At 63.6% G+C, this 25,576-nt stretch carries 21 protein-coding genes; 13 read left to right on the forward strand and 8 right to left on the reverse strand.

Going from position 1 to position 25,576, the window contains the following annotated elements; translation table 11 throughout:
- The first annotated feature begins 348 nt into the window (after window positions 1–348).
- From SK1NUM_RS14840 to SK1NUM_RS14855, 4 genes are all read left to right on the forward strand, one after another.
- Window positions 349–1,209 (forward strand): N-acyl homoserine lactonase family protein, encoded by an 861-nt coding sequence (locus tag SK1NUM_RS14840; RefSeq protein ID WP_212323734.1) that lies wholly within the window; start codon window positions 349–351, stop codon window positions 1,207–1,209.
- 185 nt (window positions 1,210–1,394) lie between these two features.
- Window positions 1,395–1,778 (forward strand): Cd(II)/Pb(II)-sensing metalloregulatory transcriptional regulator CmtR, encoded by a 384-nt coding sequence (gene cmtR, locus SK1NUM_RS14845; RefSeq protein WP_212323737.1) that lies wholly within the window; start codon window positions 1,395–1,397, stop codon window positions 1,776–1,778.
- Window positions 1,775–3,814 (forward strand): heavy metal translocating P-type ATPase, encoded by a 2,040-nt coding sequence (locus SK1NUM_RS14850; RefSeq protein ID WP_223927646.1) that lies wholly within the window; start codon window positions 1,775–1,777, stop codon window positions 3,812–3,814. The genes cmtR and SK1NUM_RS14850 overlap by 4 nt, the downstream gene beginning before the upstream one ends.
- 432 nt (window positions 3,815–4,246) lie before the next feature.
- On the forward strand, window positions 4,247–5,515 hold the full coding sequence (locus SK1NUM_RS14855; protein ID WP_212323739.1) for a hypothetical protein: 1,269 nt from the start codon (window positions 4,247–4,249) through the stop codon (window positions 5,513–5,515).
- Between the two features lie 52 nt (window positions 5,516–5,567).
- Here the strand turns inward: SK1NUM_RS14855 and SK1NUM_RS14860 are convergent, their stop codons facing one another.
- The gene (locus SK1NUM_RS14860; protein WP_212323741.1) at window positions 5,568–6,260 is read right to left on the reverse strand and encodes a metal-dependent transcriptional regulator; all 693 of its coding nucleotides are present in this window, start codon (window positions 6,258–6,260) and stop codon (window positions 5,568–5,570) included.
- A gap of 300 nt (window positions 6,261–6,560) precedes the next feature.
- Here SK1NUM_RS14860 and SK1NUM_RS14865 point away from each other — a divergent pair, with 300 nt between their 5' ends.
- Both SK1NUM_RS14865 and SK1NUM_RS14870 read left to right on the forward strand, forming a co-directional pair.
- Window positions 6,561–7,133: a manganese efflux pump MntP gene (locus tag SK1NUM_RS14865; RefSeq protein ID WP_223927647.1), complete on the forward strand. Its 573-nt coding sequence runs from the start codon at window positions 6,561–6,563 to the stop codon at window positions 7,131–7,133.
- A 102-nt stretch (window positions 7,134–7,235) separates the two neighbouring features.
- Entirely contained in the window at window positions 7,236–8,207 is a 972-nt protein-coding gene (locus SK1NUM_RS14870) for a sugar-binding transcriptional regulator (RefSeq protein ID WP_212323744.1), read from the forward strand.
- Window positions 8,208–8,477: 270 nt separating this feature from the next.
- Here SK1NUM_RS14870 and SK1NUM_RS14875 read toward each other — a convergent pair whose 3' ends face one another.
- On the reverse strand, window positions 8,478–9,776 hold the full coding sequence (locus SK1NUM_RS14875; RefSeq protein WP_212323745.1) for an AAA family ATPase: 1,299 nt from the start codon (window positions 9,774–9,776) through the stop codon (window positions 8,478–8,480).
- A gap of 237 nt (window positions 9,777–10,013) precedes the next feature.
- Here SK1NUM_RS14875 and SK1NUM_RS14880 point away from each other — a divergent pair, with 237 nt between their 5' ends.
- Window positions 10,014–10,925: an enoyl-CoA hydratase/isomerase family protein gene (locus SK1NUM_RS14880; RefSeq protein WP_223928030.1), complete on the forward strand. Its 912-nt coding sequence runs from the start codon at window positions 10,014–10,016 to the stop codon at window positions 10,923–10,925.
- 271 nt (window positions 10,926–11,196) lie between these two features.
- A complete protein-coding gene (locus tag SK1NUM_RS14885; protein WP_212323747.1) occupies window positions 11,197–13,314 on the forward strand; it encodes a prolyl oligopeptidase family serine peptidase in 2,118 nt (705 codons plus the stop codon).
- Between the two features lie 58 nt (window positions 13,315–13,372).
- On the opposite strand, the gene SK1NUM_RS14890 is transcribed toward SK1NUM_RS14885, so the two are convergent.
- The 3 genes from SK1NUM_RS14890 to SK1NUM_RS14900 are packed head-to-tail and all read right to left on the reverse strand — an operon-like array spanning window position 13,373 to window position 14,921.
- A complete protein-coding gene (locus tag SK1NUM_RS14890) occupies window positions 13,373–13,681 on the reverse strand; it encodes an AzlD domain-containing protein (protein WP_212323749.1) in 309 nt (102 codons plus the stop codon).
- Window positions 13,681–14,334 (reverse strand): AzlC family ABC transporter permease, encoded by a 654-nt coding sequence (locus SK1NUM_RS14895; protein ID WP_223927648.1) that lies wholly within the window; start codon window positions 14,332–14,334, stop codon window positions 13,681–13,683. Before SK1NUM_RS14895 ends, SK1NUM_RS14890 begins: the two co-directional genes overlap by 1 nt.
- 26 nt (window positions 14,335–14,360) lie before the next feature.
- Window positions 14,361–14,921: a TetR/AcrR family transcriptional regulator gene (locus SK1NUM_RS14900; RefSeq protein WP_223927649.1), complete on the reverse strand. Its 561-nt coding sequence runs from the start codon at window positions 14,919–14,921 to the stop codon at window positions 14,361–14,363.
- Between the two features lie 212 nt (window positions 14,922–15,133).
- On the opposite strand from SK1NUM_RS14900, the gene trxB reads away from it, so the two are divergent.
- The 5 genes from trxB to SK1NUM_RS14925 all read left to right on the forward strand — a co-directional run bounded on the left by trxB (window position 15,134) and on the right by SK1NUM_RS14925 (window position 19,649).
- The gene (gene trxB, locus SK1NUM_RS14905; RefSeq protein ID WP_212323755.1) at window positions 15,134–16,066 is read left to right on the forward strand and encodes a thioredoxin-disulfide reductase; all 933 of its coding nucleotides are present in this window, start codon (window positions 15,134–15,136) and stop codon (window positions 16,064–16,066) included.
- A 33-nt stretch (window positions 16,067–16,099) separates the two neighbouring features.
- The gene (trxA, locus tag SK1NUM_RS14910) at window positions 16,100–16,420 is read left to right on the forward strand and encodes a thioredoxin (RefSeq protein WP_212323757.1); all 321 of its coding nucleotides are present in this window, start codon (window positions 16,100–16,102) and stop codon (window positions 16,418–16,420) included.
- Window positions 16,420–17,256 carry a hypothetical protein gene (locus SK1NUM_RS14915; protein WP_212323758.1) on the forward strand — a complete coding sequence of 279 codons (837 nt, stop codon included), beginning with the start codon at window positions 16,420–16,422 and terminating at the stop codon, window positions 17,254–17,256. The genes trxA and SK1NUM_RS14915 overlap by 1 nt, the downstream gene beginning before the upstream one ends.
- 82 nt (window positions 17,257–17,338) lie before the next feature.
- Window positions 17,339–18,637 carry an aminotransferase-like domain-containing protein gene (locus SK1NUM_RS14920; RefSeq protein ID WP_212323760.1) on the forward strand — a complete coding sequence of 433 codons (1,299 nt, stop codon included), beginning with the start codon at window positions 17,339–17,341 and terminating at the stop codon, window positions 18,635–18,637.
- Window positions 18,638–18,710: 73 nt separating this feature from the next.
- A complete protein-coding gene (locus SK1NUM_RS14925) occupies window positions 18,711–19,649 on the forward strand; it encodes a D-alanine--D-alanine ligase family protein (protein WP_212323761.1) in 939 nt (312 codons plus the stop codon).
- 235 nt (window positions 19,650–19,884) lie between these two features.
- Here the strand turns inward: SK1NUM_RS14925 and SK1NUM_RS14930 are convergent, their stop codons facing one another.
- The 3 genes from SK1NUM_RS14930 to SK1NUM_RS14940 form a co-directional block, all read right to left on the reverse strand.
- Window positions 19,885–20,805 (reverse strand): ParB/RepB/Spo0J family partition protein, encoded by a 921-nt coding sequence (locus SK1NUM_RS14930; RefSeq protein WP_212323762.1) that lies wholly within the window; start codon window positions 20,803–20,805, stop codon window positions 19,885–19,887.
- Window positions 20,805–21,815 (reverse strand): ParA family protein, encoded by a 1,011-nt coding sequence (locus SK1NUM_RS14935; RefSeq protein WP_280526532.1) that lies wholly within the window; start codon window positions 21,813–21,815, stop codon window positions 20,805–20,807. Before SK1NUM_RS14935 ends, SK1NUM_RS14930 begins: the two co-directional genes overlap by 1 nt.
- Before the next feature lie 2,323 nt (window positions 21,816–24,138).
- Window positions 24,139–24,333: a hypothetical protein gene (locus SK1NUM_RS14940; protein ID WP_212323763.1), complete on the reverse strand. Its 195-nt coding sequence runs from the start codon at window positions 24,331–24,333 to the stop codon at window positions 24,139–24,141.
- Window positions 24,334–25,576: the final 1,243 nt, after the last annotated feature.

The raw sequence follows: 25,576 nt of genomic DNA on the forward strand, positions 1-25,576 counted from the left end.
AGGGTCGAACTTGCGATAAAACCCGTGTCATCCTTTATCTGTGGCGTGACGCCGGCAGAGGTCGAGGAGCCAGCGCGTTCCGGGGATGACGCCCGAGGCGCCCTCCGCGACCAACCGGCTGCAGAGGCATCGTCGATACACGGTTCCAGTGGGCCTTCCCACACCTCACCACGACGCACCGGAACCGGGAGGCTTATCCACGGACAGTCGACGAGGTCACGGCCCCCTTGCCGACGCCAGCATGTCATGAGCTATGAACAAGCTTCCGGAAGTCGTTTATTTAATTGGCGGCAGGATCTCCAGGCGTGGCACATTGCCGTCCGAGTAGTGATAAGTCAAAGTCAGACAATGAGCATTTCTGTCGAGGTTTTGCATACCGGAACGGTGATCGTGGACGAGGCGCTGCCTTTCCACCGGCCGACCGATCGCCCGATGGCATGGACCCACGCATTGCGTTCGAAGAGACATCTGATCGAAGCGCCGGTTTCCTGCTACCTGATCAGCACTGACCATGGCCTGATACTCCTCGACACCGGCTGGCATCCCATCAATCGCACCAGGTGGGGACAGATCAAGAATCTGCTGCATCAGTATCCAGTCAACAAAGCCGTACTGCCTCAGGGGCAAGCCATCAATGAGCAGCTCGAGGAACGCGGCATCAGGGTAGGTGACCTGGATATGGTGTTGATGAGCCACCTGCACTGTGACCATGCCGATGGCCTGCGGCTTGTCCGCGAGGCACCCCGGATCATGGTCTCCGCCCCCGAGCTGAGGGCCGCAGAGCAGGACCGGCTGCGCTATCTGCCACACGAATGGGCTGGCGTGGACATGCAGGCTTTCAGCTGGAATGGCCGCCTGGGACCGGCTAGGCGCTCCTTCGATGTATACGGGGACGGAACTGTCACCATGATCAACACCCCAGGACACTCCTGGGGCCTGTGCGCCACCTTGATTCGGAAAGAGAGAACAATTGCTGGTGATTTCCCCGAGGACTGCCCACTGGGCAGCGACCCGCGAGAGGCGATCCTGCTGATAAGCGACGTCGGCTATGGCCAGCCGTCGTTAAAAGAAGGCTTACGCCCATCAGTGGTGGTCAACGCTGAGGACGCAGAGAAATCCCTGACCTGGGTACGCTCGGTCATGAACGACCCTCGCGTCACCCACGTCATTGCCAACCATGACCCCACCATCAATCCAGGTCTCCTATAGAACCAGAATTCCCCGAGCCACCAGACGGATGAACCCCAGCGGACAAGAGTCCGGAATTCCATTCCCAGCTCTCGCCTTTGCCACGGCATCCGCCCCAGAGCCACGGCCTGACGAACATCCGGCGCACGACACCGGCTCAGGCATCCTTGGTCCCATTAGGTCAGTGTCTGCTGTATAGTCACTGCATGCTGACTCTTGCTTCCCGTGTCGACGTGATGAACCGGCTGGGCCGGGCAATGGCCGATGCGACACGGTCACGGATCCTGCTATTGCTGCTGGACGCACCGGGATACCCGGCCCAGCTCGCCCGCGACCTGAACCTGACACGAACCAACGTCTCGAACCATCTCGCCTGTCTTCGTGGCTGTGGGATCGTGGTCGCGGTCCCGGAGGGACGCAGAACCCGGTATGAGATCGCTGACCCGCACCTGACGCAGGCGCTACGGACTGTGGTCGATGTGGTCCTGGCCGTCGATGACGGACAGTCCTGCCTCGATGCGGACTGCGACGTCCCGATGTGCTGTGGCCCAGGATCTAGCCGCGCCAGCCAAGGCGAGGAGGAACGGTGAGCAGGGAATGCTGCGGTGATGACCGGCCCACAACCGCCACACAGGTCGATGCGTGCTGTGGTGGCCAGGAGTCAGCTGACGGCCACGCCTCCTGCGGCCATGAGGGACACGAGGAATCTGTGCCCTGGTGGCGTGACCGCGAGCTGCTGCTGCCGATGGCCTCCGGCATGTTCTGGGTAGCTGGACTGGTCCTGGACTGGACCGGCTCCGGGTCCCTGGCGCTCATCGGGTATGCGCTTGGACTACTGGCTGGCGCCTGGACGTTCGCGCCAGGCGCATTCAGGCGCCTGTTCACCTCGCGGGGACGTTCCCGGCTGGGCGTCGGGCTCCTGATGACCATCGCGGCCATCGGGGCGGTCCTGCTGGGTCACGTCGGCGAGGCCGCGGCCCTGGCCTTCCTGTTCTCCATCGCAGAGGCCCTGGAGGACCGGGCCATGGACCGTGCCCGGGAGGGGCTGAGATCCCTGCTGTCGCTGATCCCCGAGACGGCCCGTGTCTCCAGGCCGGACGGAGAAGACGTGATCCCAGCCGCCGAGGTGCGGCAGGATGATGTCCTCGTGGTCGGTGCTGGAGAGCGAGTGGCGACGGACGGCGTGGTCGTCAGGGGACGCTCATGGCTGGACACCTCGGCGATCACGGGGGAGTCGATCCCCGTTGAGGCCGGCCCCGGCAGCCCGGTGCTGGCTGGGTCGGTCAACGGTGCAGGCACCCTGCGGATCACAGCCACCTCGGATGGCCGGGACAACTCCCTAACGCAGATCGTCCGGCTCGTCGAGCAGGCGCATGCGGCCAAGGGAGAGCGGGCCCGGCTGGCCGACAGGATTGCCCGGCCGCTGGTGCCGCTAGTCCTGATTGCATCCGTCCTGGTGATGGCATTCGGGGTCATGACCGGTGATCCAGCACTCTGGACCGAGAGGGCGCTGGTGGTGCTGGTGGCAGCCTCTCCGTGCGCCCTGGCGATCGCGGTGCCGGTGACGGTGATCTGCGCCATCGGCTCCGCAAGCAGGTTCGGCGTGGTCATCAAGTCGGGGGCCGCCTTTGAACAGCTGGGGACGATCCGCGCCATCGCCTTCGACAAGACCGGGACACTGACCCGCAACAGGCCTCGGGTCGTCGCCGTACACACAGTTGCGGAGTTCTCGCGCGACGAGGTGTTGGCGACGGCAGCGGCATTGGAGGCCAGCTCAGCACACCCACTGGCAGAGGCAATCACCGCGGCTGCACCGGACAGGGCCGTGGCAGACGAAGTGGTTGAGCACCCTGGCCAGGGAATCACCGGCCGGGTCGGTGGGAGATCCGTCCGGCTGGGCAGTCCGAGATGGATTGGCCCAGCCTCCCTCGGTGAGCAGGCCCAGGGAATGGCCAGCGAGGGAATGAGCGTTGTCGTCATCGAGATCAACGGGCACGCGGCTGGGGTCATCGGCGTCCGCGATGAACTGCGTCCGGAGGCGGCCGAGACCATCGCTGCACTCCGGCGGCAGGCGATCCACAGCGTGATGCTCACCGGCGACAACGCCGTCACAGCCCAGACGATAGCCTCCGAAGCTGGGATAGATCAGGTATATGCCGAGCAGCTGCCCGCCGACAAGGCACGCCATGTCCAGCGCCTGGCAAGTGAAACGCCCACGGCAATGATCGGCGACGGGATCAACGACGCGCCTGCGCTGGCGTCGGCGAGTGTGGGCATCGCGATGGGGGTCACAGGAAGTGCAGCCGCCGTCGAGTCAGCAGATGTCGCCTTCACCGGCACCGACCTGCGACTCATCCCAGCAGCGCTGGCCCATGCCCGGCGGGGACGGCGAATCATGACCAGCAACATCGGGCTCGCGCTGGCGATCATCGTCGTCTTGTTTCCGCTGGCGCTGTCCGGGGTGCTTGGCCTTGCCGCGGTCGTCCTGGTCCACGAGGTCGCTGAGGTGGTCGTCATCGGCAACGGGCTCAGAGCTGCAGCCACCGTGAGGTGGCCCGGGATGAAGGGGTCCGCATCATCGGATGGCGTCCCTCGCCAAAGCCACACGGTGGAAGTAACCGAGTAAAACCCACCAGTCCGGCGACCTCTTCCACCCGGCATCAACCCTGAGAGCCTGCCCTTGCCGTCACGGCTTTACCGGCCGTGACAACACAACTAAGGGATTTATTCACAAGGAACCTTCAGGTCACTAAAATCCCTTGTCAGCCAAGGTTTGCTTGTGGTCGTGATAACCTATCGAGAGATACCGCCGATAGGGAACACCCAGCCTACGGCGCTCGGATCATCCAGTACGATCCACAGCCAGGAATCATTTCATGGCCTCCTATGGTCTTGTCCAAACTTCAGGACGTGATTTCCACTTCCGGCCCGTCGTATTTGGCTCTGTTGCCCGCTCTGTAACAATGGATGTAGCCAGATCACTGGCGACTGCTTCGCGTTCCGGGGGGAACGACAGCGATTACTTGTCGACAGACATGGACGTGTCAGGGGAGAAACCGTGGTTGCCGCATGGAATGTGGGGGTCAGTGATGTGGGTATCCTGGTCAGCCGGATATTCGATTCGTCCCGCGATGGCGCTTTAGTCGTGGTGTCGCCAGCCAGTGACACAAATCGTCCGCGAATAGACCCGGATCTGCTGGCCCGGTATCTGGTTGCCGGCACCGAATTGGCCGTTCTCGACAGCATGACGGCATCTGAGCGGCTATCCGACACCGTCGATCCTCAATTCCAGGTTTATGGCGGCGGTATCCGCGTGATTCTCGCTGGCGCAGTGCGGACGGACCACTGGCGTCGGCACCGGCTGTTCCGCGTCTACCCTGGCGATGACGCAGAGCGGGCATGTCGTCAGATAGCGGAGTTCGTCGAGGCCCACCAGGGAGGCGGAAGGTCCCGCCAGGTGGGGACGAGCGCTGCCAAGCCAGCGCTGACCGACGACCAGGTGGCAGCTCTCAACCGGTTCAGGTCCTCCCTGGACATCACACCGGCTGCTCCTGAATCCATCGCCAAACCCATGAAATCAGGACTGACAAGCTCGGCGACACCAAAACCCGGGGTAATTCCCAAACCCCGCCCGTATCGTCCGGCCGCTGACACCGCACTGAAACCGGCCGATACCACGACGGCTACCACCCCTGCCGAATCCGTTGTCACGGGTATTGGCGCAGCCGAACTAAAAGCCCTGCTGAATAACCAGACCGACCGCATAGCGAACAAGCTTCGCCGTTCCATCATCGACGACCTGATGCTTCTTCTCGACACCGACCATGAATCCCTGGCCAGGGAACGCTCCCGCGCAGACGCAGCGGAAGAGGAACTGGATCAGCTGCGCCGCCGAATGGCAGACCAGGAAGAGCAGCGCGGATATCCCCAGGTCTTTGGTGATCCGGAGAAACAACTGCGCTGGGAAGTGGATTATGAATGGCTGACCGGAACACCCGAGGAGGAACGCGACGATTCACTGACCCCCTACGTATTGAGCGAGGGTTTCCTGGAGTCCATGGAAAGGGACCTGCTAAGGGGCAGGGCAAAGATCATCCAGGTGATCGTCGATATCGTTTCAGGACACGCCTGGGACCGCCGGAAAACCCATCAGTTCATCATCCCGGGCAGGTCGGTGATCCAGAAGTCCCTGCCCGAGGGCGCCGTCCCCTGGCGGACCTACGTGAAACGCGGCGCACCGGGCGCCCCCAGGCTCACCTGGTGGCAGCATCGTGACGGCGTCATCGAGCTGGCGCACGTCGGCCACCACGACGATCTGCTGCGCTGAGCAGCCTCAGCGGTTGTGGCCCAGGGTGGTGACTTGCCGGGCGGGGATGGGATCAGCTGGGTTTTACCGGTTTGACGTGGACTGCCTCGGCGACCGGCGCGCTGAGCTCGACCTCGGTCTCTAAGAGCCCGACGGTCATGAGCCCCGCGCCGGAGAGCCGCGACAATACCCGCAGCCGCGTCCCGATGGCGATACCCCGCTCCGCCAGGAAGCGCAGGATGTCGGGGTTGGCATCGGAGACCCGCACCACCTGGACGTCGGTTCCCGCGGCCACGCTGCTCATCAGGACGACACCGCTGCGGCTGGGATCGTGGTCGCGGGGGATGGGGTCTCCGTGCGGGTCGGCGTCAGGATGTCCGAGGGCCTCGTCCATCCGCTCGACGAGTGCCTCTGAGGCCGCGTGCTCCAGCCGGTCGGCCTCGTCGTGAACCTGATCCCAGGGCATGCCCAGCGACTTGGCCAGGTAGGTCTCGATGATGCGGTGGCGACGCACCACCGCACGCCCGATCCGTTCCCCCTCCTCGGTCAGTTCGATGGTCCCGTAAGGACGGTATTTGATCATCCCCTCCCGCGCCAGGCGCTTCAGGCTGGCTGAGACGGTGGATGCGGTGACCCCCAGGGCTGCGGCGAGCTCAGTGGTGTTGGGGTGGCGTCCGTCGTCGGGCCATTCGCAGGCCTTCCAGATCAGCGCCAGGTAGTCCTCCGTGACCCGGGTCACGTCAGCTCCGCCGGTGGCCGTCATCATTCCTTCTTCTGGGTCAATCGTCTGGTGACGGCAACAGCCGTCGTCGCCAGAGTGCGGCATCGCAGGCATGGATGTCCACTCTCAAGGACGATTTTCCCGGGAAAAACCGGCGTGTTGCAGCAATGTCCTAGTGTCGCAAAAAGTGTGGTCAGACACACTTTCAGTTACCTGTAGACACACTTTCAGTTACCTGTAGACACACCAGACCCGCCGGTTTCACAGTATTTCGCAGGAGCTGTTTTCCCCTGGGAAATCAGCTTGACAGAAATGATTCTCAATAAGAAGTCGGGAAGGCGTCTCATGTCCCTCTGGTCTATCTGGATGATTGGTCTCGGCGTGTCCGCGGACGCCTTCGCCGCCTCGCTCACCAGTGGCCTGAAGATGGGCCGGTTCAACTACCGTCACGCCCTGGCGATCGCCTTGACCTTCGCCGGTTTCCAGGCCGCGATGCCGTTGTTCGGCTGGCTCCTGGCCGCGAACTTCACCAGCGTCCTCGACCCCTACGACCACTGGATCGCCTTCCTGCTGCTCATCGGCATCGGCGGCAAGATGACGTGGGAGGCCTTCCAGGCCGAGGACGAGGAGGACGACGAGCACCGGGGCCGGCTCAACCTGCGCCGACTGTTGATCCTCGGCGTAGCGACCAGCATCGATGCGGCAGCCGTCGGCGTGTCTTTCGCAATGCTGGAGGTCTCCATCCTCCACGCGATCCTCTGCATCGGACTGGTGACGCTGGCGACGTCGTTCGCTGCAGTCGGCATCGGGCACCGGATCGGGGTCAAGTTCCGCAAGCCAGCGGAGTTCCTGGGTGGGGCCGTGCTGATCATCATCGGCGTGCGCATCCTGCTGCAAGGACTCGGCCTGCTGGCCTGACCTAGCCTCCTGGGCGACGCGAGGGCCCAGACCCCTGGGATCGGCGTCCGGACGGGTTACGCTGACGCCATCGTCACGTCATCCGCATCCCGGAGGGGCAGTATGGAACGCAACACTGAACTGCTGCTGCGGGTGGCGCGCATGTATCACGTCCAGGCCGAGACGATGGAGGCTATCGCCCATCACCTCGGGGTATCCCGCTCAACAGTGTCGCGGCTGCTGAAAGAGGCCCGGGAGCGGGGACTGGTGCGCATCACCATCACCGACCCAGGCCGCCCCATGAACCGCCTGACCGAGATTTTCCGCAATAGTTTCCACGTCCAGACGCACCTGGTCAACGTACGCCCCGGCTCCAGTTCTGTGCTGCGCCTCGAACAGGTCGCCAAGGTGGCCGCGCGACTGCTCGACGAGAGCGTCACCGACGGCGACGTCGTCGGAGTGGCGTGGGGCACCACGGTCTCCGCCGTCGCACAGCAGCTGCGTCCCCGCGACTTAAGTGGTGTGACCGTAGTCAGCCTGAACGGCGGCGCGAACCACCGCACGACGGGACTGCCGTACGTCGGCTCGATCCTGCAGCGCTTCGCCGCCGCGTTCCACGGTGATGAACAGCTCCTCGCGCTGCCGGCGTTCTTCGACGACCCCAGCACCCGCACCGCCATGTGGGCGGAGCGATCCACCCGGCACATGCTGCAGGTGCGATCCGCCTGCACCAAGGCGATCTTCGGGGTGGGGGGCCTCGGCTCCGGTCTCCAGTCGCACGTGTACTCCGCCAACTACCTCGACGAGACCGACCTCGACCACCTGAAAGCCGCTGGTGTCGTCGGGGACGTCTGCACCGTGATGCTGCGGGCCGACGGCTCCTGGAGTGGCATCCCCATCAATGACCGCGCCACCGGCATGACACCGGCGGAACTCCAGATGATCCCGCGCCGCATCTGCGTGGTCAGCGGACCCGGTAAGGCGGTCGCGGTGCTGGGCGCGCTGCGCGCCAGGGTCGCGACAGACCTGGTGATCGACGAGGAGACCGCCCGGGCAGTGCTACACGAGATGCGCCCAGGGTCGCAGACCGACTGAGAGAATCACATCACTGGGGAAGCGCCAACGCACACAGGCGCCATGATTCTCGATCGCATCTCGGTTAAGAACCACGGCGCAGGAGATAGTCGATAAGAACTGGAAGTGCAGTCGAGGGGACTGGCCCTACCTGGCAGGGAGCAAGTCCTGGATCAGCCTGCAAAGCGCGGCGGCAAGCTGCATCATGCGACGCGACGAGTACCCGGCGACGTTCTTGTCTAGGCTGTCTACCTCTACCGGCTCTACCAGCCCGGCCCCGGGACTTCGGGTTCATGCGCCGAGCAGGTTGGTGATCAGACTTGGGGCAGGGGCGGGAATCGCACCGTAGCGACCCGTCAGGTAGCGGCGCGCGACGTTGGCGTCTTTGTGTCGCTTGAAATCGGCCAGACTGTAGAGCTCGCTGGAACCATCACGTTCCTTCTCCGTGAACCACACCTGTTCCGGCTCCAGCGTGACGCTGGCCAGGGGTGACAGCAGATAGGTGTCATGACTGGTGAAGATCAGCTGGGCACCAAATCGGTTGATCTCCGGATCAGCGAACCACCCCAGGAGAACCTCCATCAGGTGGGAGTGCAGGCTGGCATCAATCTCATCGACGACCATCACATTCCCACGACGCAGGCACTGCACGGCATAGAGCGCCAGCGACAGCCAGGCAAGCGTGCCATTGCTCTCGTCGTAGATGGTGAATGTATAGCGTCTGTCGCCCGAACCCAGATGCGTGAACTCTAGGTTCCGCACCACCATCTCCGTCTGCTCCTCAGACAGCCGGATCTGAGCCCCAGCGTCGCCTTCCGGCTCCTCGGACAACAAGTTCTTGAAGCGCCTCAGGAACTCGGCGAGTTCCGGCGTAATCTGATCCTCTCGCACACTGAGACCACAAATACCGACGTCCGCCACCTGAAGCAGGACCCGGACCAGCTCCTCTCTGATCTCTCCCGAGGCCACCGACTCTGCGATGTCCTGCGTCCGGTGGCTATGTACCGTGTCACCGAAAGGAACCACCTTGGTTTCGTTTAGAGCTCGTGTGATGGGGGTGAGTCTTGGATGCTCCAACAATGCCGCACGGCTCAGGGCAAGTTCACGACGGCTAAGCGGCCCGATCGAGCCAACCCCGGGGGCAAGCTTGATATCGGTTCCCCGGCGTAAGAGCAATGACCGGAATCGGCTCCCGGGCAGGTCGCGCAGCCACTCCGATTCAATGCCGCCACCTCCCAGCTCAAAACCGTACTGGTAACGGGTCTCACCGACCACAAAGTCGAACTCGTAGCAGCTGGGCTTCCCGGGATGTACCTCATCCAGAGCGAAAGGCACGTGAGGCACGGTGTCGTACTGCTGCCATTCACCTGCCGAGAATTCCACGACCGCGAGGGCGTAGCGCAGGGCGTCGAGCACCGTCGACTTGCCCGACGCATTCGCCCCGAAGATACCGGCTACCGGATAGACCTGCTGATTCCACCCCTCACCCTCGCGGGGACGCAGCGTACGCAGGGTAGGACGTGTCAGATCCAAGACCGCTTCGTCACGCAGGCTCTTGTGGTTCGTTGCAGAGAATCTCAGCAGCAACATAACGCCTGATCCTATACCCAATGGACCAATTTGCGCGGAAATCGTGCTAAAAATACCTCTCCGCCGCTAAAAACCGTCGGAAAGGGCCGGTTGCATGCATCCACCGCTGCTCGCCGTCGGCCCGGTCGTCGCCCCATCCGCCTGGGTGGCGGTCCCAGCATGGCCGCTTCTGACCACACCACCCAGGACATGAGGGTGAGAACCATACACAGACCTCATAGGCTGTTCTCATGACAGATCTTCTCGTCACCACCCTGGACGACGGGGGTCGCGACTCTCACACTTAACCGTCCCAGCGCCATCAACTCCCTCAATCTCGAGATGCTCCAGGCAGCCAGCGAGATTCTGACGTCATGGGCCCACGACGACTCCGTCCGGGAGGTCGTGCTCCGCGGCGAGGGAACCCGCGGTTTCAGCGCAGGGGCCGATGTCCGTGAACTGTCGAAGACAGTCAGCGACAACGGCCCCTGGCTGCATTTCTTAGAGGTCGAATACCTGCTTGACCTGATCGTCGCCCAGTTCCCAAAGCACATCACCGCGCACCTGAACGGCATCACGATGGGTGGCGGCCTCGGCTTGACGGCGAACGCGGACCGCCGGATAGTCGACTCGACGACGCTGATGGCCATGCCGGAGACGAAGATCGGGTTCTTCCCCGACGCGGGTGTGATGTATTGGCTGGCCAGGGCAGGGGCGCTCGGCACCCACATGGCGCTGACGTCCGGGACGATCGGCGGCGGCGACGCCCTGCGCATCAAACTGGCCGACGAGTCGGCGGACGGTGACCTAGCAGCTCCTCTCTGCGATGCCGCTTGGATCCAGGACTGCTACGCCGGCGACGACGCGGTGGAGATCGCACACCGCCTTGAGGAGCACACCGACCCGGCCGCCCAGCAGGCAGGCCGCGAGTTGCGGGCCCGTTCGCCCTTCTCGGTGCACATCGCGTTGCGGGCACTGCGCCGCGCCGCCACCCTCGACCTGAACGGGGTGCTGCACCAGGACCTGCGGCTGGCGGAGCACATGATCCCCGTCGACTTCGTGGAGGGCGTGCGCGCACTCCTGATCGACAAAGACAACCAGCCCGCCTGGCGCTACGCCACCCTGGAGGACGTCCCCGCCCAGGTCATCGACGACGTCTTCTCCTACTGACGACTGACGGTATCAGGAGCGCCCACCGGCCAAGTCCGCCAGTCACGGCCGGCGCTGGGACCGAAACCGAATACCCGCGTCCCACCTGATGTGTCTGGTGCTGTGTGGTGGGAGTTTGTCAGTGGGAGGCGGTTCCGGGGCGGATGCGTCGCGAGGCAACCGAGTGAAACGCTACCGGGTCGTACCGTGAGCGAGGTGAACGACGCGAGGCGCCGCATCCGGGAGCGAAAAACACCGGCGAACTCACACCACACGGCACTAAGCTCGGCCCATGAGCGATCACCACCCTCACACCCCTGGCCTGCCTGCCCACGACGGTTCCACGGATCCCTGGCTGCATCTCGAGGACATCGCTGGCCAGGATGCCCTGGAGTGGGTGCGCGAACACAACGTACGCACGTCGGAGGAGCTCAACGCCGACGGTGAGGTGACGGCCCTGGCCGCGGACCTGAAGGCGATCCTCGACTCCCCAGCGAGTATCCCGAATGTGGTGCGCCGCGGCGGGCAGCTCTACAACTTCTGGACCGACGCGGACCATCCCCGGGGCCTGTGGCGGCGCACGTCGCTGGAGTCATACCGCACGGAGGAGCCCGACTGGGAGGTGCTGATCGACGTCGACGCCCTCAACGCGGCGGAGCAGCAGGACTGGGTCTGGCACGGCGCCACCGTCCTGCGGCCCGAGGAGGGCCAGCCGTGGCGGCATGCGCTGATCGCCCTGTCACACGGCGGCTCCGACTCCGACGTCACCCGCGAGTTCGACCTCGTCGCCAAGCGATTCGTGCCACCTGCCGAGGGAGGCTTCGAGCGTCCCGACGCGAAGGGCACTCTCAGCTGGATCGACGCCGACACCGTGTTCGTCACCACCGACTTCGGACCCGACACCGTGAGCAGCTCCGGCTATCCGTTGCAGGCGCGGCGGTGGCGCCGGGGCACCCCGATGTCCGAAGCCGAGATCGTCTTCCAGGGCGACCCGGCGGACATGCAGGTCGGCACGGACCGCGAGCACGACCCCGGTTTCGTGCGCGACTGGGTGTACCAGGTCCGCGACTTCTACGACTACGACCTGCTCCTGCTGAACCCCGATGGCTCCCTGAGCCTGATCGAGGTTCCCGCCGACTGCACTGCCGTGCCCCACCGCGACCTGCTGCTGCTCACACCCCGCACCGACTGGGAGGTCGACGACGTGCTCGTGCCCGCGGGGTCGCTGGCGGTGGCTCCGCTGGCATCCTTCCTACCGGGCTGGGAGGGACAGGGACCGAGGGTCAAAGTGCTGTTCTCCCCGTCGGAGTCGACCTCGATCGCCGACTTCTTCGTCACGCGGAACTTCATCGTGGTCACGGCGCAGGAGGACGTGCGGCACTACCTGCTGACGTTCTACCACGACGGCGACCAGTGGCAGTCGCGGCGCATCCACCGCGACCTGCCTGGGTCGGTGTGGGCGTCCGCCGTCGACGACGTCGAGGGCGATGAGCTGTGGATCACCGCGACGGGGTTCCTGCAGCCGCCGACGCTGTATCTCAGCGACCTGGCCCCCCTTCTCGACGACCAGGATCCGTCGCCGCTGGTCAGGATGAAGGCGGAGCCGTCGCACTTCGACGCCGCCGGGCTGGCGGTCAGCCAGCATTTCGCCATTAGCGACGACGGCACGCGCGTCCCCTACTTCCAGATCAGCCGCGACGACCTGCCCCCAGCCGGGGAGAACCCGACGCTGCTGAACGGCTATGGAGGATTTGAGGTGTCGATGGCGCCACAGTATGGCCCGCTGACCGGCAAGGCCTGGCTGGAGCGAGGCGGCACCTATGTGGTCGCGAACATCCGTGGCGGCGGCGAGTACGGCCCCAGCTGGCATCAGGCCGCACTGAAAGAGAACCGGCACCGCGCCTATGAGGACTTCGCGGCGGTCGCGCGGGACCTCGTCGCCCGGGGCGTGACCATCCGGGAGCGCCTGGCGTGCCTCGGCGGGTCGAACGGCGGATTGCTGACCGGCAACATGCTCACCCAGTACCCGGACCTGTTCGGGGCGGTGGTGATCCAGGTCCCGCTGCTGGACATGCGCCGCTACACCAAGCTCCTGGCCGGGGCGTCATGGAAGGCCGAGTACGGCGACCCCGACACCGGCGACTGGGACTACATTCGCACCTTCAGCCCCTACCACCTGCTCGACGAGTCGGTGGAGTACCCGGCGACGCTGGTGACCACCTCCACCCGCGACGACCGCGTCCACCCAGGGCACGCCCGCAAGTTCACGGCGGCGCTGGAGTCGATCGGGGCGGACGTCCGCTACTGGGAGAACACCGAGGGCGGACACGGGGGTGCGGCCGACAATGCGCAGACAGCCTGGATGAACGCCCTGATCTGGACCTTCCTGCGACGGACCATCGGGGCCTGAGTCCGAAAGGACCCACCTGCGCCGCACCGACGACGGCGCGACAGGCAGTCGCCGGGCGCTATCCGGCGATGCCCAGGACCCTGACGAGGGCGGCAGCAGCGGCACCCAGCAGCACGACCAGCAGGAACGGTGCCCGCAGCCGCAGCGCGATGATGGCGACCACCAAGGCCGCCAGGCGGGCGTCGACCAGAATCGTGCTGCCGGTGGTGAAGGTGGAGATGCCAATCAGCCCGGCCAGCACCCCGATGGTCATGCCCGCCATGGTCAGCACGGTGCGTTCGTCGTCGAAGAGGCGGCGCGGCACCAGGAGGCCCGCCATCTTGGTCGCGCAGCATGCGAGGGACGCCACCAGCACCCAGCCCCACATCACCGCGTCCCCTCGGCCCGGGCGGAGCGCCGGATCTGATGCCAGGCCGCCCCGCCACCGACCACGACCGCCGACAGGACCGGCAGCCCAGCCGGCAGCACCGGCACCAGGGCGACCGTCACGACGGCTGCGACGACGGCGGTTGCGACCGCGTCACGCGCGACCAGGCGCGGCCACAGCAGCCCACAGAACGCGGCGATGGCGGCACCGTCGAGTCCCCAGGCCTTCGGATCGCCCATGAGGTTGCCCAGCAGCGCCCCGGCGAGCGTCATCACGTTCCACAGCGTGAACACCCCGACCCCGGTGGCCCAGAAACCCAGCTTCCGCAGCCGCTGGTCCGGCTGGGCGGCAGCCACCGCCGCCGACTCGTCGGTGGTGACGTGCGCCATCAGGATCCGCTGGGCGAGCCGGGGATGGAACCAGGAGTTCACCTGCATCACGTAGACGGCATTCCGCAGCCCGACGAGCACGGCCGCTCCGGCGGCGGGCAGCCCACCGCCGGCGAGCGCTCCGACGAAGGCGAACTGCGATCCTCCCGTGTACATCAGCAGGCTCAGCACCATTGTCTGCCAGACGTCGAGCCCGGCCGCGACCGCGAGCGCACCGAAGGACACCCCGTAGGCTCCCGTCGCCACGCTGACGGACAGTGCCATCCGCCAAGTGGCAGCGATCTGCGAGGTCAACGATCCCCGCCGGTGATTCCTGCGACGAGGCCCCGGGCCGCTTTCTCGCCCAAGTCGACGACCACGTCGACAGGCATCCCCGTGTCGAGCTGGCGGAAACCAGCCTCCAGGAGACCGCGGGTCAGTCCGGCGGCGATCCGCAGCTGCGTGGGGTCCTTGACGAGGGCCGCCCAGGCCTGGGCGATCGCGTCACGCATCACCGCATGTGAGTCGTCCATCACCTTCGCCGTGGCGGGCGACGGCGCGATGGATCGGCTGAGCCCCATCAGCCAGCCATGCCCGGTCCGGGCGGCCTGCTGAAGATTGGCGCGCACCCACACGACGATACGCTCCGCGGGGTCGTCGACGGCCTCCAGCTCGGCGGCGACGGCGTCGATCCAGGCTGGCAGATGACGGGCCAGCACGAGCCCACGTAAGTCATCCACAGAATCGACATAGCGATAAATGCTGTTGCGCGCGATCCCAGCTGCGGAGGTGACAGCGCCAGCTGTCAGCCTCTGGGGTTCGCCGGAGCGCATGATCTCCTCAGCGGCATCAATCAGTCGGCGCTGAACCATTGCGCGATGCTGAGCAACGGTAGGGGCTGCGATCTTCGGCACGCGGATCCTTCCTGAGTCTTTGGCGACCAATATTAGGACTTCGTCGCGAAACCGCACCAGACCCGATCGTGGTTCACTGCCAAATGCGCCGCTGACATGCCCTTCGAACCATCGATGTGGCCGGGCCACCTCACCTAGACTAGAGCGGCACGACTGATTTGAGGGGAACCATGACCGTCCACGAACTGATCATCATCGGCTCCGGCCCAGCCGGCTACACCGCCGCCATCTACGCGGCCCGTGCCGCGCTGAACCCCATCGTCTTCGAGGGCGCCCTCGACGGCGGTGGCGCGCTGATGAACACCACCGAGGTGGAGAATTTCCCCGGCTTCCCCGATGGCGTGATGGGACCGGACCTGATGGGCAAGATGCGTTCCCAGGCTGAGAAGTTCGGCGCCACGCTGATCACCGACGACGCTGAGGCCGTCGACCTGACCGGCAGGGTCAAGCACGTCACCGACTCCGCGGGCAAGGTCTGGGAGGCGAAGGCCGTGATCCTGGCCATGGGGTCGGGCTACCGCAAGCTGGGCGTCGACGGGGAGGAGCGCCTCTCGGGACGTGGCGTGTCCTGGTGCGCGACCTGCGACGGCGCATTCTTCCGTGACAAGCCCATCGCGGTGATCGGCGGCGGCGACTCGGCGGTGGAGGAGGCCACTTTCCTGACCCGTTTCGGCTCCAGCGTCACACTCGTCCACCGCCGCGACGAGCTGCGGGCGTCGAAGGCAATGGCCGCCCGCGCGGAGAAGGACCCGAAGCTAGACTTCGCATGGAACTCGGTGGTGGAGTCCATGAACGGCGACAACCGGGTGGAGTCCCTCACCCTGCGCGACACCGTCACGGGCCAGAGGAGGCAGTTGGACGTCGCCGGGGTGTTCGTCGCCATCGGCCACGACCCGCGCAGCGCGCTGGTCAAGGGGCAGGTGGACCTCGACGAGGCGGGCTATGTGAAGGTCGCCGACGGGTCCCAGGCAACGAACCTGCCAGGCGTGTTCGCCTGCGGCGACCTGGTGGACCACACCTACCGCCAGGCCATCACCGCCGCCGGCACCGGATGCCAGGCGGCCCTTGACGCTGAGCGCTGGCTGGCCGCGAGCGATGCGTGACCGTAGACTCGCCAGGAAAGCAAGGAGAGTGAAATGGCCGTTGTCGATGTGACCGAGGCGACCTTTGCCGACGAGGTGCTACTGGCTCAGGAACTAGTGGTGGTGGACTACTGGGCCGATTGGTGCGCCCCATGTAAGCAATTGGCACCGATCCTCGAGGAGCTGGCCCGTGAGTATGAGGGCCGCGTGAAATTCACGAAACTGGACACCTCCATCTATGCCAGTTTCGCTGCACAGCAGGGCATCCTCAGCCTGCCCACCCTGGAGTTCTACAAAGCCGGACGAGTAGAGAAATCCCTGGTGGGAGGCAAGTCGAAGAACGCGCTCAAGAAGGTCATCGACGAGCTCGCCTGATGGCCGGTCATTCCCCGCGTTATGGCGAGGTGCCCCCTCGCCGTAGTGCGAGCAGCCCCGAGTCGCCTCTGGAGCCGGAGTTCCCGGCTCCGAGGCGGACGGCGGAGAGCGTCCCGACACCTCCCAGGTTCACAGGACCGCGGCGCAGCGCCGTCAGCCCGGAGAGCCCGGACAAGACCACTGTCTTCAGGCGCATAACGGCCCCGATTCCCCGCAGGTCCGCCGCCTCGCCATTCTCACCGGACGAAGAACCCGCTGGGTGGCGCAACGTCCCGAGGGATGAGGCCGGGGACGGCGAGGACGACGAACACAGCACAGACGAGACGCCGGCCACCCAGCCACATCACCAGCCGCCACCCATCCCCAGGTTCGTGAAGGTCGCGGGCGTGATCGCGGCGGTCGTCCTGCTGGTGGTCGCAGGCTGGATAGGCCTGACACTGGGCAAACCAAGCCCAGAGGCATCACCGACATGGGAGCTGAAGCTCCCGGTGCAGGTGGGCGACTTCGTGGCCGGCGAGGCCAAGGAGTCCCCGGCACCCGACGGCAAAAGTTCCATCATCCGGGCGACCTACTCCGATGGCAACACCAAATTCGTGCTGCTGTTCCAGCGGCCAGGGCCGGCCTCGAACCTGGACTCCTATCTGGGGGAGGTCGGCATCTCCGACATCTCCCAGGTCCACGATGCATCATGTGGCATCTTCGTGGACTCGAAGAACCCGGTGTGCGCCCGCGTCCTCGACTCGACCGCCATCATGGTCATGGGCTTGAGTAACCAGGACAACGAGTCGCTCGCCGGGCTGATCGACACCGTCTACGCGACGGTCAAGAAGCAGTGACCCTGCTGCACCCGTCTCACAGATTTCACAGACGGCGGCCGCGGCTATCCGCAGTGCCTGTGTTCCAGCTAGCCTATGCCGGATGAACTCCATGCGCCACGACACCCGCCTCGATCCGTTCGTCGAGCACTATTCGGCTCGCGCCCAGGGTCTGAGGGTGTCGGCGGTACGGGCGCTGTTCGCGGTGGCCAACCGTCCGGAGATCGTCTCGCTGGCCGGCGGGATGCCGAATATCAAGGACCTGCCACTGGATGAGATCAGCGACCACATCGCCCGCATGATCCGCGACCACGGCATGCAGGTGATGCAGTACGGCTCCGGGCAGGGAGAACCGCGGATCCGGGAGCAGATCTGCGAGGTGATGGCGGAGGAGAGCAGCGTCGCAGACCCCGACGACATCACGATCACCGCGGGCTCCCAGCAGGCCCTCGACCTGGTCACGCGCATCTTCTGCGACCCAGGAGACGTGATCCTGGCAGAGTCGCCGTCATATGTGGGAGCGCTCGGTACATTCCAGAGCTATCAGGCCGAGGTGGTGCACGTCGCCTGCGACGGCGACGGCCTGATCCCCGAGGCCATCACCGAGACCGCCAGCAGGCTCCGTGAGCAGGGGAAGCGCATCAAATTCCTGTATACGATCCCGAACTTCAACAATCCGTCGGGGGTCACGCAACCCGTGGAACGCAGGCGCCGGATCATTGAGTGCTGCGCCGACGCCGGGGTGCTGGTGGTGGAGGACAATCCGTACGGCCTGCTGACCCTGGACGCCGACCCGCTTCCGGCGATGCGTTCCCTCGACCCCAGCGTCATCTACCTGGGGTCCTTCTCCAAGACCTTCGCACCGGGTTTCCGCGTGGGCTGGGTGTGCGCCCCGCACGGGGTGCGGGAGAAGCTGGTGCTGGCCCAGGAGTCGGCGACGCTGTGCCCACCGGTGTTCTCGCAGTTCGCCATCAGCGACTACCTGGAGAACTCCGACTGGCGCGGCCAGATCAGGGTTTTCCGCGACATGTACCGGGTACGCCGTGACACGATGCTCGCAACGCTGGAGCGCGAGATGCCAGAGGGCTGCTCCTGGACTCGTCCCGCAGGTGGTTTCTTCGTGTGGGTAACGCTGCCGGAGGGCCTCGACGCGTCCGCGATGCTGCCACGTGGGGTGAACGCCCGGGTGGCCTTCGTACCCGGTCCTGCGTTCTTCGCTGACGGACAGGGCTCACGTAACGTGCGGCTGTCCTACTGTTTCCCACCACCAGACCGGATCGCGATGGGGGTGGAGCGCTTCGCCCAGGTGGTGCGGGGCGAGCTGGAGATCCTGAAGACCTTCGGCATGCACACTCCATCGCACACCAACCCAACCACCGGACCCGGCCCGGACCTGACATGACCCAGCTGCCAGCGGACGGGAACGATGAACGGCGGCCGGCCGCTGTTCGCAACCACCATGAGAGACTGATCCCATGACTGTATTCGTGATCGCCGGGGGCCTGAGCCACGAGCGCGAGGTGTCGCTACGCTCCGGGAAGCGCCTGGCGGCGGCACTCCGGAAGCAGGGCCTCGGTGTGGAGGAGGTCGACGTGAACGCCGAGCTCGTCTCCCAGCTGCTGGACGCCGCCGACCCCGTCGCCGTGCCGGTGCTGCACGGCGGGCTGGGTGAGGACGGCGCGTTGCGGGAGGCCCTGTGGACACTTGGGGTGCCTTTCGTCGGCAGCGACGGGGCGAGTTCCCGGCGCACCTTCGACAAGTCGGTCGCGACACGTCTGGTCAAATCCGCCGGGCTGGCGACCCCGCGGCAGGTGGCGCTGCCCGACGACATCTTCCGGGAGCTCGGAGCCCAGGCGATCATGTCGGCGATCGGGGACCGGCTCGGTTTCCCGTTGATGGTCAAGCCCGCCCGGTCCGGGTCGGCGCTGGGGGCCACGAAAGTGGACTCGGCCGATGAGCTGCCGTCGGCTCTCGTCGGTACCTTCGCATACGGGAAGATGGCGGTGATCGAGGAGTTCATCACGGGGACGGAGCTGGCCGTCACCGTCATCGACGACGAGACTGGGTCGCGTGCGTTGCCGCCCGTCGAGATCAGGCCCACGTCGAACGTCTACGACTACGAGGCCCGTTACACCGCGGGAGCAACCCGTTTCGTCACCCCAGGGGACCTGCCCGACGAGCTGCTCGAAGCCGCTGGCCGGCTCGCGGTCCAGACGCATGAGGTCCTGGGACACCGGGACATTTCCCGCGTGGACATGATCGTGCGCGACGGGGTTCCGGTGTTCCTGGAGAGCAATGTGGCCCCGGGACTGACGGACACCTCGCTGGTGCCGCTGGCGTTCGAGGCGGCGGACCTCGACCTGGGTGAGGTGTTCGCACGCCTGGTCGAGCGTGCACGGCTGCGCAGCCACTAAGCCGCGTCCGAGGCAGGGAGAACCGACGGCGGGAGAATGACCTGGGAGGACCAAGACCCCAGTCCAGCTCCTAGGGAGGGGCCTACCTTTTCCTCGTCCTTGGGATGGCTGCGCTCATTTTGCCTCTCAGGCAAAATCCCTTGTCAGAAGCACGGGAGTCAACCTCAGCTCTTAAAAACCCGCTTTATCGACATAACTGCTAAGAGCTACATCGTTTAGCGCGTCGTCTACGCTGTCATGGCTCGACGGTGCGCCCGTCAATCACAGCCATGATCCGGTCCAAGTCGTCGGCAGAGGCAAACTCGATGGTGATCTTGCCCTTGTTCTTACCGATGGCAACCTTCACCCGGGTATCAAAATGGTCGGAGAGCACAGCCGCGACCGCGGCTTCACGTTCTGAGGGCAACCGCCGGACACGCTGCGTCGGTTCCTCGTCCGTTGGGACGTTGCCGAGCCGGACCATTTCCTCTGTGCTGCGCACTGAGAGCCCCTCGGCGACAACGCGCTCAGCAAGCAGCTCTTGCGCTCGCTGATTCGTCAATCCCAGCAGTGCTCGTGCATGCCCGGCGGAAAGCACACCGGCAGCCACCTTGGTCTGCACGGTGGAGGGGAGGCTCAGGAGCCTGAGGGTGTTCGAGATCTGCGGCCGGCTACGGTGAATCTTCTGGGAGAGCTGTTCTTTGGTGCAGTTGAAGTCTCCCAGGAGCTGCTGGTACGCGAGGGCTTCCTCCAGGGGATTGAGGTTGGCCCGGTGAAGGTTCTCCAGAAGCGCATCACGCAGCAGGGCATCATCATCGGTGCCACGGACAATAGCTGGAATCGTCTCCTTGTCCGCAAGTTTGGAGGCGCGGAACCGGCGTTCGCCCATGATCAACTCATAGTGATCGGGCTCCACCTCACGCACCACGACGGGCTGCAGCACCCCGAACTCTTTAATGGAGGCAGCCAATTCGTTGAGATCATCCTCATCGAAGACGTGACGTGGCTGCCGGGGGTTGGGTACGATCTGCTCCAGCGGCAGCTCCACAAAGTAGGAGCCATCCCGGAGCCGCTCGGAGGGAGCAGCAGGCTTGCTCTGGGTTTCCGGTTCGTCGGTCCGGGCGAAAAGATCCCCGAGGCCCTTTCCAAGACCAACGTGCTGTTTTGCTCTGGCCATCAGGCTGCTCCTTCAGTCTCGATGGATCGGGCGATCTCTTCGGCGGCCTTGAGGTAGGCGACAGCGCCAGGAGACTTGGGGTAGTAGGTGAGGACGCTCTGGCCATAGGACGGGGCCTCAGCGATCCGCACCGAACGTGGGATTTCCACGTCAAGCGTTTCCTCCCTGAAATGCGACCGTACCTCGGTGGCTACCTCATGGGAGAGGTTCGTGCGATTGTCAAACATCGTCAGGAGCACCGTCGTCAACTGTAGTTGATCATTCAGGTTTCCCTTGACCCGTTGGATAGTACGCATCAGCTGGGAGACACCCTCGAGAGCGTAGTACTCGCATTGAATGGGCACCATGATCTCGGTAGAGGCAACGAGAGCGTTGAGCGTGAGAAGCCCCAGCGAAGGGGGACAGTCGAAAAAGACGTAGTCAACCCCAGATTCCTCGATATATTGAGCCAGCGCCCTCTTCATTCTGGACTCACGGCCGGACTCATTGACGAGTTCCAGTTCCGCGGTGGAAAGGTCGATCGTGGCGGGGAGGACGTGCAGATTCGGCGTGTGGGGAGACTGGACGGCGAGGTCCTGGATCCGTTCTCCACGAAGCAGTACCTCGTAGGTTCCCGGGGTTCCAGGGTCATGTTCGACGCCGAGAGCAGTGGATGCGTTGCCCTGTGGATCGATGTCAATCACAAGCACGTTGAGGCCGCCAAAGGCGAGGGCGGCAGCGATGTTCACGGTCGTGGTCGTCTTCCCGACGCCGCCCTTTTGGTTGGCGACCACGAAAATGCGGGGTTCTTCCGGACTCGGCAGCGCTGACATCTGAGTCTCGTCCCCGTACTCAGCGCCATACTCGTCATCAGCCACCCAGTCGTCATCGGCACGATCAAAGTAAGCGCGCCGCGGTCCGATGGGGGTCTGGATGGCCGTTTCACGTGAAACGCTCTCGTGGTCCTTCCAAGGCTCGACTTCTGCGTCTTGTTTCGGAGTACGCTTGCGCTTGCGAAAGAACAGGGCCATGTAGTCCTCCTCCTTTGATGCTCACCAACTTTAGCTTGAGTCAATGACGCGGACTGAAACTCAACGGCGTTTCACGTGAAACAGAATGCGCAGATCCGAATGGATGACGTTGTCGCCGACACCTCGAGACTGGTACCAGTGCGTTTCACGTGAAACGCACTGGTACCACAAAGCCTTGTACCTGCGATCCTGTGACCAAGGCAAGTACGGGATCCCGCCGGCAGGGGCGGGGGTGAGGTGAAAGAACTCCGGACTCATCCATCGCAGATCACCCCGCCGGACGCAGCGCATTGCACTTCACGGCAAGGGTCTGGTGGGGGTTGGCTGTGTCTACCGCCAGGAGATCCCCGGCAACATCAGTAGCTCTCACAAGGAATCACGAAGAGACCGGGACCAACCAAGGCATTGTGAATCAACAATCACCATCACCTATCAGACACCCGACGCCGGTGAGATATGGACCACACCTCGCGGCAGCAGACTCATCCTGACAAGATGGTCTTACCGACGAATCTCTATACCCTGATATCAACTTAGAGATTCCGCCGGAACGCATGGGCGTTGCGTGTAATCTTGCGCAGCGGGTCGTCGTTTCGCCGGTTTTCCAGCCACGGATGCGTGGTGCCTCGCATCGTTCACCTCACCCAGGACACGACCCAGTCCAGTTTCATTCGATTGTCTTGGCAATACCCCTTCCAGAACTACTTCTCGCTAAGTTCCACACACGACACAGGTGCCGCTGGCAGAAGCTCAGCGAAGGTAGGTGCTCCCGGAACGCTGTGAGAGAGGTGACGTCCAGCAGAGGCGTCAGAGAGAAGAAAAGCACTCGGGTAAATCTGACACTCGACTGGCAGGTGCTCCTGACCTCGGCAAGGGGCGCTGCCAGCGATACCCCGAGACCAGATGATGCCTGCATGCTACGAGTCGACTAGTTCTTACCTGGTCTTCGTATCATCTGCTCAAGAATCCCCAGACGATTCCATTACCTGGGACCGCTTCCGAACGCGCAGAACATCCGATGGCTCTGGGCAGGCATAAGGAGATGCTAGGCACCGCTACACCGGACAACTGGGACCACACCATGAGCGATCTTGGTTCGTCCCTGCTCTGACCAGCTCCGGTAACCTCCTTGCGATAGCCAGCAAAACCATCGAAACCCACGAGGTCGCGATGCATAACAAGTGCCCATGAGAAAGCGAGTCAGCCAGGCCAGGGTGGGGTCAGGTTCTTTGGGCAGCAACCGTGGCTGGAGGTTTGACTGTCGTAACCAAGCCTATTAAATGTTATAGCGATATATAAATATCTCTGTATCTGGGTATTTCTACGGGCTATGTGAGCCACCAGCTTTGCGTAGAAGCCCCCAACGACGGATGTGAGGGAAGCGACGCTCAACCCCATGGGTAAGGTGCAAGGGAAGAGGCATGCAAGCAACGATGATCCGAAGCCAAGACAGCGGATAGGCAATGCGAGCCAACTTGGCTCTCCCAGACGAACTGACAGATGGGCCTAACCCTGGCCATCAGTCGCATGTCGGGGAGAGGTCGTTCCGGGGCGGATGCTATGCCAAGGCAGCCAGGCAAAACGTCATGGGCACCCCGTGGGCAAGGCGGGGTTTAGCTCCGGGGCCTCTGCGGGTGCAAGCACCACAGCACCATACTGCTCCCGCAGACAGCGATGCAGACTATCTACGTCGTAGATATACACACCTCAAGGTCATCTGTCGCTGGCCATCAGCAGCGAGACAAGAAGGCATTTGTAGGTCTCCCCGTGAGGGGTCGGTTGCCCAGTTACCATCCATGCTTCGGGCACCGGTCAATACACACGCCCATACATGAGGCTCCCACGGCGGAACTAGAAGCTATTCGCTCCTAGGAGCTCCGATCAGTCCTTCGGCATCAAGTCGAGGCATCCATTTCCTTTCGATGGAGGGGACTTTTCTAACCCGTTGTGGCTGTCTGCGTTTCACGTGAAACGCAGACAGCCTTGCTAGTCGTGTACCGGGAGTTCGTTAGTAGGAGGCAACCCTGGGGCGGATGCTGTGCCAAGATGACCGAGTGAAACTGCTACTAGACGTGCTGTGAGCAAGGTGAGCGAAGCGAGACGCCGCATCCAGGATCGAAAACACCCATGAACTAACGCCACACAGCGCTAGAGTCGTAGGCCCGGGAAGTCATTAGCAAAGACAGCAACCACGGACTACGTAGACACCTGATCAAGGCGGATCCGAACAGTACAGGACCTACAGATCGATGATGACCGCCACCAGCCAGGATGAATTAGAGCACTTGCCGACTGAGTATCTGTCGTTTCTACCCCACAGTAGTCAAGGCCAGCTATTGTCCGTGGCATCGACGATGATGCTCTGCTGCGTGATGCGCTTCTGGAGAACCTTCACTGAGCCACCTCCCCTGAGGAAGTCGCGTATTAGCAGCTCCCGGGAGACTTCAACTGCACCAAAGAACAGTTTTCCCAGAAGATCCAGCAGCAGGCATGAGTAGAGCGCTGGTCGGGAGCTCACAGCACCCACTCACCCAGCAGTGCTTCCACCAGCATCATGGTTATTAAGAGGTCCCTCAATGGAATCGGGTAGCACCAAGCTCGGCACTGTACTGTTCATTGTCGACGCGAACCGGAGCGTGTATCGCTTGCCCGAGTTGCCGCCGTGACGGAACACGGCCTGCAACACACCTACATCGGCGGGGCCCGCCCCCATAGCTGAAGATATCCGGCGAATGTATGAGGCGCGGCACAAGGATCCGCTGACGTTCAGCTGACCTCTATCTGGTTTGCCTTGCGCTCGATTACTCGAACAGCATCTGTCGGGACCGATTCTCCGGCATGAAGTTGACTGTAACCAGCGTCCAGAGGCTTCGCCCACCCTACTAGCGTCGGTTCCTGTCATTTCACCGATGTTCTCCAGCCTCCAGTGCACCGTTTGACTTCGTTCAAGGAAAGCCCCCAGACCCCGGATCACCGTCGATACCAGGCTCGTAGAGGATTCTTCCCGCCGCATCACCGCAGCCGGGCGCATTCGGGTGGTCCTGACTGATGAGCTTAAGAAGGAATAACCCCGTTTCACGTGAAACGGAGCGGTGTACAGCTACCAAGCGCAAAGCCAGCAAATAGAGGTAACTCAGATCGAGCACAAATGCATCACGGACCATACAAGATAGTCTTCGTTCTCGGCGATGCTGCTCTCCCCGCATGGGTTCCCTGATCTTCTTGAGTGCTCTGCACGATAGGGCCGCAGGGGTCCACGGTGCTGCCCAGCCCTCAGGCGACTGCATGCCGGGTGCCCCTTCCCAAATTTCCAGCGCATTGGTCACAGCGTCGCCTTGGAACTCCAGTATGTCAGGCAAGGAGTTGTAACCAGTTCTCAGAGGTCCCACCTGTGGTGGTGAGGCAGCGTCAATACCGTGCTGGCAAAGTCGAGGGGTCTGCCAGTCCGGTCCGGCAAGGCCACATAACCAGGATGATGTCTGGATGTTGCGAGTCAATCAGACTCTCATTAGCGGGATCCCCCCACGTCATAGCTTTTGAGCTCCGCTTGTATGGCTACCGGCTGGGTCAGGGCAGCGCGTCCCCTGGCCTCACCTGAAGACTTGCCGCTACCCGGCAATCTTTATCTTTCAGCCCTTTGATTCTGGATTATCCGCTGAGCACCTTGGGTTTAGAGTACGGGATCCGTGGAATTCGCATATGCCACAGCCCCAGCAGACAGCCGCCATGTTTTACGGTAAAGCACCTGACGAAGCCAGCCG

Origin of the sequence: Arachnia rubra, from assembly GCF_019973735.1 — a bacterium.
GTDB classification, from domain to species: Bacteria; Actinomycetota; Actinomycetes; order Propionibacteriales; family Propionibacteriaceae; genus Arachnia; species Arachnia rubra.

What these genes read in the sequence shown, in the direction of transcription:
- SK1NUM_RS14840 (WP_212323734.1), top strand. Translation starts at nt 349, where the DNA reads ATGAGCATTTCTGTCGAGGTTTTGCATACCGGAACGGTGATCGTGGAC.
- cmtR (WP_212323737.1), top strand. Translation starts at nt 1,395, where the DNA reads ATGCTGACTCTTGCTTCCCGTGTCGACGTGATGAACCGGCTGGGCCGG.
- SK1NUM_RS14860 (WP_212323741.1), bottom strand. Translation starts at nt 6,260, where the DNA reads ATGATGACGGCCACCGGCGGAGCTGACGTGACCCGGGTCACGGAGGAC.
- SK1NUM_RS14865 (WP_223927647.1), top strand. Translation starts at nt 6,561, where the DNA reads ATGTCCCTCTGGTCTATCTGGATGATTGGTCTCGGCGTGTCCGCGGAC.
- SK1NUM_RS14870 (WP_212323744.1), top strand. Translation starts at nt 7,236, where the DNA reads ATGGAACGCAACACTGAACTGCTGCTGCGGGTGGCGCGCATGTATCAC.
- SK1NUM_RS14875 (WP_212323745.1), bottom strand. Translation starts at nt 9,776, where the DNA reads ATGTTGCTGCTGAGATTCTCTGCAACGAACCACAAGAGCCTGCGTGAC.
- SK1NUM_RS14885 (WP_212323747.1), top strand. Translation starts at nt 11,197, where the DNA reads ATGAGCGATCACCACCCTCACACCCCTGGCCTGCCTGCCCACGACGGT.
- SK1NUM_RS14890 (WP_212323749.1), bottom strand. Translation starts at nt 13,681, where the DNA reads ATGTGGGGCTGGGTGCTGGTGGCGTCCCTCGCATGCTGCGCGACCAAG.
- SK1NUM_RS14895 (WP_223927648.1), bottom strand. Translation starts at nt 14,334, where the DNA reads ATGGCACTGTCCGTCAGCGTGGCGACGGGAGCCTACGGGGTGTCCTTC.
- SK1NUM_RS14900 (WP_223927649.1), bottom strand. Translation starts at nt 14,921, where the DNA reads ATGGTTCAGCGCCGACTGATTGATGCCGCTGAGGAGATCATGCGCTCC.
- trxB (WP_212323755.1), top strand. Translation starts at nt 15,134, where the DNA reads ATGACCGTCCACGAACTGATCATCATCGGCTCCGGCCCAGCCGGCTAC.
- trxA (WP_212323757.1), top strand. Translation starts at nt 16,100, where the DNA reads ATGGCCGTTGTCGATGTGACCGAGGCGACCTTTGCCGACGAGGTGCTA.
- SK1NUM_RS14915 (WP_212323758.1), top strand. Translation starts at nt 16,420, where the DNA reads ATGGCCGGTCATTCCCCGCGTTATGGCGAGGTGCCCCCTCGCCGTAGT.
- SK1NUM_RS14920 (WP_212323760.1), top strand. Translation starts at nt 17,339, where the DNA reads ATGAACTCCATGCGCCACGACACCCGCCTCGATCCGTTCGTCGAGCAC.
- SK1NUM_RS14925 (WP_212323761.1), top strand. Translation starts at nt 18,711, where the DNA reads ATGACTGTATTCGTGATCGCCGGGGGCCTGAGCCACGAGCGCGAGGTG.
- SK1NUM_RS14930 (WP_212323762.1), bottom strand. Translation starts at nt 20,805, where the DNA reads ATGGCCAGAGCAAAACAGCACGTTGGTCTTGGAAAGGGCCTCGGGGAT.
- SK1NUM_RS14935 (WP_280526532.1), bottom strand. Translation starts at nt 21,815, where the DNA reads ATGGCCCTGTTCTTTCGCAAGCGCAAGCGTACTCCGAAACAAGACGCA.